At 36.3% G+C, this 1,502-nt stretch carries 5 protein-coding genes; 3 read left to right on the top strand and 2 right to left on the bottom strand.

The features are described from left to right. On the bottom strand, window positions 1–121 hold a 121-nt coding region (locus tag A5N85_RS17935; protein WP_143143320.1), incomplete at its 3' end, for a helix-turn-helix domain-containing protein. A 109-nt stretch (window positions 122–230) separates the two neighbouring features. Here A5N85_RS17935 and A5N85_RS17390 point away from each other — a divergent pair. Both A5N85_RS17390 and A5N85_RS17085 read left to right on the top strand, forming a co-directional pair. Then, window positions 231–431, top strand: a complete 201-nt coding sequence (locus A5N85_RS17390; protein WP_084601808.1) for an IS630 transposase-related protein — start codon at window positions 231–233, stop codon at window positions 429–431. A gap of 90 nt (window positions 432–521) precedes the next feature. After that, window positions 522–650, top strand: a complete 129-nt coding sequence (locus A5N85_RS17085) for a hypothetical protein (RefSeq protein WP_281268152.1) — start codon at window positions 522–524, stop codon at window positions 648–650. A gap of 27 nt (window positions 651–677) precedes the next feature. On the opposite strand, the gene A5N85_RS13230 is transcribed toward A5N85_RS17085, so the two are convergent. After that, the gene (locus tag A5N85_RS13230) at window positions 678–890 is read right to left on the bottom strand and encodes a hypothetical protein (RefSeq protein WP_072577597.1); all 213 of its coding nucleotides are present in this window, start codon (window positions 888–890) and stop codon (window positions 678–680) included. 464 nt (window positions 891–1,354) lie between these two features. Here A5N85_RS13230 and A5N85_RS17930 point away from each other — a divergent pair. After that, window positions 1,355–1,502, top strand: a 148-nt coding sequence (locus A5N85_RS17930) for a helix-turn-helix domain-containing protein (RefSeq protein WP_143143319.1), incomplete at its 3' end; no start/stop codon positions are given.

Raw genomic sequence — 1,502 nt, 5'->3', positions numbered from 1 at the left:
TTTTAATCCAGCTATAGACGGTGAATTTGCTGATCTTGTAGTGCTTTGCAACAGCGCGCCAAGTTTCTCCATTAGCAATATCGTTAAGAATTTTCTGTCGGAATTGGCGGCAGTAGGTCATAGGATATGCTCAGTTTGTTTTTGATAATTCTACTACAAGTTGTTCTTTATATCTGCTTTGGATAGATTGGATTCTAAGTGATTTGACTATATAACTCAGCCGAACAACCATACAACGTTGGAAGAAGAATCCTGAACGTAAGAAACGCGTATTTAAACTCCTAAAAATAGATAATGAGCTTCTGAAAGCAGATGTCAAAGCTTATCCCGATGACTATCAATGGGAACGAGCGCAGCGATTTGGTTGTAGCCAAAAATCTATTAGGCGTGCGTTAAAAAGAATTGGGATGACGCTTAAAAAAAGACGGTAAATCATCCAAAAGCAGATAGCGCAAAACGGGCATCATTTCTTAAGCAGTTAAGAGAGCTCAAACAAGCTGGAAAAGAGATAGCTGACTTAGATGAAAGTGGTTTTAAATTATATGAGAGCAGAGGTTATGGTTATGCGCCAAGAGGCGAAGCTTAAAATAAGAGTGATGCAAATAAAAATATTGCTAGCATTACTACAAAATAAAAAAGTCCTTGCCTAAGCAAGGACTTTGGTTAACCAGAGGATATCACACTCCTTCAGATTTCCATTTTGCAGCAACGCAAGGGTTAGGGGCTGTAACAACAGTTCCATCTTTTTTAGTATAAGGAACGGGGTCATATTCTTTAGTGCAACCAACACCATTATAGGGATTAACGGATGTTGGACGGGGCGCCATAGCATTTGCTTGCATAGCTAAAAGCATGACTAATGCTGAACCAATTACTAGCTTCATTTTCATATTTTAACTCCTAAAATATCAGTTTCAAGGTCGGTAGAATGTCCGACATAAATAATGATAATTTATATTATTATAATTTGTCAATTTAGATTACTTTCTTAATGCTTTACTAGGGCGTGAATAGAATTCAAATAAGAGAAAGCCAGATTAAGTGCAAGCAAAGATAATGGTAGCATTATAATTTGCCTTTAGCTTATCTTTTTTCAATTTCTGAACTCTATATAGACTCTAATCAAGATAAAAATGGGCATATATAGTGAAAGGCTACTAGACTAGTTATAGTCAAATCAGCTAAAAAACAGAACGTTATCTACCGATAGAATGGTTAGATAAGGGCTATAGGATGTTTTGTTTTTTAGCTGATTGCACTATATATAGTCAAATCACTTATAATCCAATCTATCCAAAGCAGATATAAAAAACAACTTGTAGTAGAATTATCAAAAACAAACTGAGCATATCCTATGACCTACTGCAGCCAATTCCGGCAGAAAATTCTTAACGATATTGCTAATGGAGAAACTTGGCGCGCTGTTGCAAAGCGCTACAAGATCAGCAAATTCACCGTCTATAGCTGGATTAAAAATCCCCATCCTAAAGGCTTTACTGAGC

The organism is Suttonella ornithocola, assembly GCF_001889065.1.
GTDB classification, from domain to species: Bacteria; Pseudomonadota; Gammaproteobacteria; order Cardiobacteriales; family Cardiobacteriaceae; genus Suttonella_A; species Suttonella_A ornithocola.
This window is presented reverse-complemented; position numbering and strand designations above follow the sequence as displayed.